Annotated in this window: 6 protein-coding genes; 1 reads left to right on the plus strand and 5 read right to left on the minus strand. The window is 37.4% G+C overall.

Features of this window, described 5'->3' with window-relative positions; genetic code table 11:
* Nucleotides 1-34: 34 nt before the first annotated feature.
* From B5V89_RS01675 to B5V89_RS01685, 3 genes are all read right to left on the minus strand, one after another.
* Nucleotides 35-757, minus strand: coding sequence for an amino acid ABC transporter ATP-binding protein (locus B5V89_RS01675; protein WP_108070231.1), 723 nt, complete (start codon nt 755-757; stop codon nt 35-37).
* Nucleotides 754-1,410, minus strand: coding sequence for an amino acid ABC transporter permease (locus tag B5V89_RS01680; protein ID WP_108070233.1), 657 nt, complete (start codon nt 1,408-1,410; stop codon nt 754-756). Before B5V89_RS01680 ends, B5V89_RS01675 begins: the two co-directional genes overlap by 4 nt.
* A 79-nt stretch (nt 1,411-1,489) precedes the next feature.
* Nucleotides 1,490-2,311, minus strand: a complete 822-nt coding sequence (locus B5V89_RS01685; protein WP_108070235.1) for a basic amino acid ABC transporter substrate-binding protein — start codon at nt 2,309-2,311, stop codon at nt 1,490-1,492.
* Nucleotides 2,312-2,632: 321 nt separating this feature from the next.
* Between B5V89_RS01685 and B5V89_RS01690 the strand changes: the two genes are divergently transcribed.
* Nucleotides 2,633-3,139 carry a hypothetical protein gene (locus B5V89_RS01690; protein ID WP_084347491.1) on the plus strand — a complete coding sequence of 169 codons (507 nt, stop codon included), beginning with the start codon at nt 2,633-2,635 and terminating at the stop codon, nt 3,137-3,139.
* A gap of 14 nt (nt 3,140-3,153) precedes the next feature.
* Here the strand turns inward: B5V89_RS01690 and B5V89_RS01695 are convergent, their stop codons facing one another.
* Complete coding sequence (locus B5V89_RS01695; RefSeq protein WP_107920957.1) at nt 3,154-3,825, minus strand: cell wall hydrolase; 672 nt, start codon at nt 3,823-3,825, stop codon at nt 3,154-3,156.
* 176 nt (nt 3,826-4,001) lie between these two features.
* Nucleotides 4,002-6,207: SH3 domain-containing protein (locus tag B5V89_RS01700; protein ID WP_142406507.1), on the minus strand; the 2,206-nt coding region annotated here is incomplete at its 5' end.

A 6,207-nucleotide genomic window follows, 5' to 3' on the forward strand; every position in this document is an offset into this window, starting at 1 on the left:
GCCGAGAAAGACCAAATCATGCGATTTGGTCTTCTCATAACACTTTACTCAAAAATGCTTTTGTTCTTTCGTTTTGCGGATGATCAAATAATTGGGATGGAATGTTCTCCTCAACGATATAGCCGCCATCCATGAACAAAACACGATCGCCCACTTCACGCGCAAATCCCATTTCATGGGTGACGACAACCATCGTCATCCCTTCCTTCGCAAGTTGCTTCATAACTTCTAATACTTCACCAACCATTTCCGGATCGAGGGCGGATGTCGGCTCATCAAACAACATAATTTTCGGTTCCATCGCTAAAGCACGGGCAATGGCGACACGTTGTTTTTGACCTCCGGACAAAGAGTCGGGATAGCTTTCCGCTTTATCAGCGAGACCAACTTTTTTAAGGAGTTCCATCCCTTTCCGCCTCGCCTCTTCCTTACTCTTTTTCCTTACCTTCATCGGTGCCATCATAATATTTTCAATCACTGATTTATGCGGAAACAAATTGAATTGCTGAAAGACCATTCCAACTTCTGTTCGAATGAGATTAATATCGGTTTTTTTATCAGTAAGATCGACCCCTTCGATGATAACGTTACCATCGGTGATCGTCTCAAGTAAGTTTAGGCATCTTAAAAAGGTTGATTTCCCCGAACCGGATGGTCCGATAACAACAATGACTTCCTGCGGTTTTACGTTAATACTTATATCTTTAAGAACTTCATTTTTACCAAAGGATTTTTTTAAATTCTTTACGACAATCATTCCGTTTTCACCTTCCGTTCAACGTATTCCAATACATAGGATAAGGTCAAAGTTAAAATTAAGTAAATGAGTGCAGTTGTCAGATATGGTTCCCATGGACGATAGTATTGCCCTTGCATCGCGCGTCCCCAATACATCAATTCAGGAGCTGCGATGATGGCTCCTAGTGAAGAATCTTTAATTAAAACGACAAACTCGTTGCCAAGTGGAGGGATCATTCGCTTAAACGCTTGAGGTAAAATAACATTGCGCATCGCTTGTTTATGATTCATACCTAACGATCGTGCGGCCTCCATTTGTCCCCGATCAATCGATTGAATGCCAGCGCGGAATATTTCTGCTATATAGGCTGCGGAATTCAACGATAAGGCAGTGACTAATGCAATAAATGCGTTCGTATCATTGATAATCGCTGGGATGACACCAAAATGTACAAGAAGGATTTGTAAAAATAATGGCGTGCCACGGAAAAAGTTAATATACCAAACAAATGGTAGTCTAATATATTTATTCTTCGTCATTTTTCCGAGACCGATAAACAGACCGAGGACGGTTCCAAACAATATACCCAAAACAGAAACTTCGATTGTTATAAGTGTACCTCGTAAAAAAAGTGGTAAATAATCGGCTATTAGATCAAAACGAAAATCCATGAGACATCTCCTTTACTGGACATGAAAAATTGCGTAATTAAACGCAATTTTTCATGTGGCTGTTTTTGAAAAAAATAGCTTAATACTGTTTCTCAAGTTCTTGAAGATTCGGTTCAGAACCAAATACTTTCTTATAGATGTCTGCATATGTTCCATTTTCAACAATTTTCTTTATCGCCTTATCGAGATCTTCTTTAATTTTGCTGCCTTTAGGGAGCATCATTCCGTAAAATTCGGATGGAAAGGAAGAATCGGTTATTACTTTTAGTTTTTTATTTGGGTTGTTTTTTACATATTCTTCGACGACTGCATTATCTGCAACGACTGCATCTGCTCCACCCTTCAAAAGCTCCATAATCGCTAAAACATTGTTTTCAAATTTTTTAATATCCTTGTTGTTTTTTCCAAGAATCCCTTCCGCCACCGCTTGGCCAGTTGTACCGTTTTGCACTGCAACAGTTTTCCCTTTTAAATCGGCGCCACTTTGAATGCTACTATCTTCAGGGACGAGGATTTTATTAATTGATTCAAAGTATGGTAAAGAAAAATCATAGGTTTGCTTTCGGTCTTCATCAATTGTGATTGATGAAATTCCAATATCGGCTCTTTTACTTTTAAGCTCGACAAATAACGGGTCCCATCCTACATGGACAAGCTCATAATCATAGCCGGCCTCTTTTAGAACCGCATCGACAATATCTACATCAAAACCAACGATTTTATCCCCATCCATTGATTCCATTGGAGCATAAGCCGCATCTGTTACAACTCTTAATTTCTGCTTTTCCTTCGAATCCGCTCCTCCACTATTTACTTTTTCAGTACTTCCACAAGCCGAAACAAGCATAAGCAGTCCAATGGCCAGTGAAAAGAGAGCAGCTCTCAATGTCTTTTTCTTCATCCTATTTCCCCCTAGCAATTTTCTTAATACTTAAAATTATATATGATAGAACCTTATACCTAAAGAGTAAATATTTTAAATATTTCGATCATTTATTTTATATTCTGATAACTTTCGACCCTTTCCCCAAAAGGTGCCTGACACCATTTATGCATTTTTGGAATATTTATTCAGGTTTTGCATAATTGGTGTCAGGTACTTATTTGGGATTAAATGTAGTTTTTTCCTTAAAGTGTTGTTATTTGGTGAAACACGATTGTTCTATAAGAATAAACGCTTTCTGTTTTATCCATACTAAAGAAAACTAACGGAGTGATAAAAATGATGGTATCAATTATTCGAATAAGCCTTGTTGTGATTTCTTGGCTTACGGCAATCTTTCTTCCGAAAAAATCTTTTATTAAATTTCTTCCCGTGACGTTTTTTTCGGCATGCATTCTTTTAGTTGAAAATGTTTTGGGAACTTCTTATAAATGGTGGAAGGTGAAAGGGGGAGCCAAAGCGTCGGCAAATAATGCACTTACATTTATCTTTGGTCCTTTTTTTGTAGGTAACATATGGATATTTCATTTAACTTATCGGAAGTTTTGGTTATATACACTAATTAACTTATTAATGGATATGATGCTAGCATATCCACTGAATTTTTTGTTTGATAAATTTGGTCTCTACAAACTAAAAAAGTTTAAACCGATTCATCTCTTTTTGACTTCATTCTCATTTTCCTTTTTGAATTACGGATTTCAGCGATTGATGGATAAAGGAAAGGGCGTTGTGCCTACTCCGTCAAGTATTCCTTTACAACAAAATAAAAGGACGAGGAGCTAGACCCCTCGTCCATTTTATTTTAGAAATACATGATTTCCGATTGTGGTTACTACTTTACGGGATTGAATCCATTTATCTGTGGCAATTTTTGGATTATAAAAATAAACTGAGCCGTGTAATCGATTTTTTCTAGTTAATGCCTGTTTTACTGCTTGTTTTGCTTCCGATGATGCGGGTTTGTTTATTGCACCATTTTGAACAGGTGAAAAAGCATAAGCATGTCCCACTACCTGTTTTATTACACTTGTAACTGTGTCCGGAAAATTTGGTGAATCGACGCGATTTAAAACGACAGTCGCAACTGCTACTTTTCCTTTGTAAGATTCACCCTTCGCTTCCGCTTCTACTAAGCGGGCTAATAGAGCTTCCTCATTTGCAGAAATCGATACACTTTTATGTTTTTCACGATTTTTCATGAATTGTTTAACCGACTTTTTGGCTAATACCTTTGTTTTATCAGGTATTTGTGCCATTTTTTTGATTTGAACATCAGATTGATTATTCTTTTGTCCTTTATTTATATTTGAAAAGTTTCCTTTGTTTTGTTGTTGCTCAGTATCCCAAACATTTTCGGATTTCACTACTCGTTGACCAGTAAATGCTTCAGCAGTTCGGTTTTGTATTCCTATAAAAGCAGTTGTAGCTACACATGCTACAACGATGGATTTCAATAATATGTTTTTCATGGGTGCTACCTCCTGATGTTTTTTACAGTATGGTACATACCCTAACATATCCATTTATCCATATACAGAACACAATGATTACATTTCTTTTTAATTACATGACAACATTACAAAACGAAAACAAATATGACCTTTTTCCTACAATTAGGACAATTGACCTAATTGTTGTGTGACCCTTACAAAATTCGATAAACTGGTATGTCAAATATGAGTGAATAGGAACTAACTAGACTATATAGATTATGAATTTGGGCGATTTGTTTTACGGCCCACCCGATGTCTGTTGCGTATTGGTGAGTTGCCTTACGTGATGAGCTTGCAGCATCCGGATTCCATCTCATTTTATATAATGTATTTTGTCCAGCATTGATATAGCCTTTAGCGATAAACTCTGCTCCGCCGATGATGGCTTGTTCCGGTGTGAACCAGCCTGCATTGTAAGCAAAATTTGCACCTGCTTTAACTGGGTCTGAGTCAAAAGCGCCGATTCCATACATATTGTATACGGTTTTTCCGTTTACTTTTACACCATTAGCCAGTGTGGACTTACCATTACCTGTTTCAAGCAAGGCATGTGAGATTAAATACAGCTCATTGATTCCATACGTATTTCCTGCTGTAATGAATGCAGAAGCTTTTCCACTCAATATTCCTTTTCCAGCTAGAATTCGATCATTTACTTCTGCAGCTTGAACATTGGTCGTTTTTGATAGATTAATAAATTGTAATGATTTAATTGGATCGTTAACAAAATTACTTGGATCTAAGTAATACTTGATATCGTCAGGACTAGCATTAACCCATGTTTTATTATATTTTACTTCGTACCAAGTATAACCATCTGAACCTTTTTTAGACGAAAGAATCGTCAGGCTTGTCCCTTTAGAAACTTGACCAACACTCCAAAAATTCGTCCCTGCGCCGCCTCTAACGTTCCAGCCGCTGCCTTGAACAACACCTACCGTTGGTTTAGAGGAAGAATTCAATTTCAAAGCATCTTCTCTAATATATGTACGGTATTTATTATCTGTTTGCGGATTTGCAGCCATTTGAATTTTAACCATTTCATCTAAAGTAAGATTATACTCACTGTACGTCGTTTTCGAATCTTTGTTTGCATTCTGTAATTTAGTAGTTAAAAATTTTGCACTTACATAACCTGTTTTTCCATTTGCGGTGATTTTCGCCCACCCATTACTTTCTGAAAGAAAAGTGACAGCTGTTCCTCTTGTTAATTTGGCAATGATTGTGCCATTTGTAGAGGCTGATGAACGCATATTTAAATTCGTTCCCGCATCCACATTTACATACATTATTGTTCCAGTGGCTACTCCACCATTTTGATTTCCTTGATCATTATTATTTGAAATTGGTTTTGTAGCTGATAAAAGTTCTGACTTCACATAGCCGATTTGATCGTATACTTTAATTTTTGACCAGCCATTGGACTCCGAGTAGACAAGAACAGCTACCCCTTTACCAATATTAACGATAACGGATGCGTTCGTTGATGGGCTTGCATACATGCTTATTCCAGAAACCGATGCGATGTTGACATATTTTGTTTTTGGAGTAGTAGTTTCTGTTTGCTTTGATGTAACTAAATATTGGCTGCTTACATACCCTGTTTTTCCGTTAACAGTAATTTTTGACCAGCCATTAGATTCGGATAGGACGGTAACTTCTATGCCTTTTTTTAGTTTCGCCACGATTGATCCACTTGTTGATGCCTTATTTCGCATATTCAACGTTGAACCTGCATCGACTTCCACATATTTCGTGACCGTTTTCGTTGGTGTCGTTTGTTTTGGTGGGTTCTTCGTTGGTTTGGATTGCGTGTTTTTATCCGTTAAATACTTGCTGCTTACATAACCCGTTTTACCACTTGCAGTAATTTTTGACCAACCATTGGATTCGGATTGGACGGTAACTTTCGTGCCTTTTTTTAGTTTCGCCACGATTGATCCACTTGTTGATGCCTTACTTCGCATATTCAGTGTAGAGTCTGTATCGACATCTACATATTTCGTGACTGTTTTCGCTGGTGTCTTTTCCTTTGGTTTCGATTGAACTTTTTTATCGGTTAAAAACTTACTGCTTACATACCCTGTTTTCCCGTTTGCTTGGATTTTTGACCAACCGTTAGACTCGGATAAAACAGTAACTTTTGCACCTTTTGCTAGTTTGGCAATGATAGTTCCATTCGTTGCCGCTTTATTTCGCATATTCAACGATGATCCTGCATCTACTTCAACATACTTCGTAACGGTTTTTGCTGATGACGGTTTCTTTGGTGGATTTGTTGTTGGTTTGGATACGGAACTTGGTTTCCTTGTATTCACCGCCAAATACTTACTGCTTACATATCCTGTTTTCCCGTTT

It is taken from the genome of Heyndrickxia sporothermodurans, assembly GCF_003055045.1.
GTDB classification, from domain to species: domain Bacteria; phylum Bacillota; class Bacilli; order Bacillales; family Bacillaceae_C; genus Heyndrickxia; species Heyndrickxia sporothermodurans.

Bases quoted from the DNA above. Each gene is read 5' to 3' on its own strand.
- B5V89_RS01685 (WP_108070235.1), bottom strand. From the start codon at position 2,311: ATGAAGAAAAAGACATTGAGAGCTGCTCTCTTTTCACTGGCCATTGGA.
- B5V89_RS01680 (WP_108070233.1), bottom strand. From the start codon at position 1,410: ATGGATTTTCGTTTTGATCTAATAGCCGATTATTTACCACTTTTTTTA.
- B5V89_RS01695 (WP_107920957.1), bottom strand. From the start codon at position 3,825: ATGAAAAACATATTATTGAAATCCATCGTTGTAGCATGTGTAGCTACA.
- B5V89_RS01690 (WP_084347491.1), top strand. From the start codon at position 2,633: ATGATGGTATCAATTATTCGAATAAGCCTTGTTGTGATTTCTTGGCTT.
- B5V89_RS01675 (WP_108070231.1), bottom strand. From the start codon at position 757: ATGATTGTCGTAAAGAATTTAAAAAAATCCTTTGGTAAAAATGAAGTT.